We start from the raw sequence: 514 nt of genomic DNA, 5'->3' as shown, positions 1-514 counted from the left end.
GCATAAGATTCGCGGCTGATCTGCAAGGTCGAAAAATCTTTCCACTGGTCCGGGTAACCAACTTTTGGATGGATGGCGTTCAACTTTAATAAAGCTTTTTGCTTCGTAGCCGGACTCATCCAATCCAATTTTTCAATGTGTTCTTTGTAGGCGACGCGAATCGCTTCCACCATGTCTTCGTACCGTTTTTTGGAAGTGGCCGGGAAATATTCTTTCACAAAAAGCTGCCCCAGCAACTCGGCCATCAAACCGTTTTCGGTATCTAAAACCCGTTTCCATCGTGGCAACTGCTCTTTTCTTCCCGACAAAACCGTTCCCGAAAAGCGAAAATTTTCCTGCTCCAAATCTTTGCTCAAATAAGGCGCATAAGCAGAAATTAGTTTCCAGCGGAGATAAGCTTTCCAATCGGCAACCGAAAAAGTGGTTAAAGTTTTGTCCAGATTGTGGTAGAATTCGGGCTGACCAACGATTACAGAATCAACCGAATTTAGACCGAGTTTCGGAAAAAGGTTTG

General features: G+C 44.4%; 1 pseudogene (only partly in view). It reads right to left on the bottom strand.

Annotated elements, in window-relative coordinates:
- Positions 1–514, bottom strand: a pseudogene (locus Q0192_RS10050) (M13 family metallopeptidase N-terminal domain-containing protein); its annotated part runs 808 nt beyond the window's last position; the annotation flags it as partial.

The organism is uncultured Mucilaginibacter sp. (assembly GCF_937859865.1).
In the GTDB taxonomy this organism is placed as follows: Bacteria; Bacteroidota; Bacteroidia; order Sphingobacteriales; family Sphingobacteriaceae; genus Mucilaginibacter_A.
This window is presented reverse-complemented; position numbering and strand designations above follow the sequence as displayed.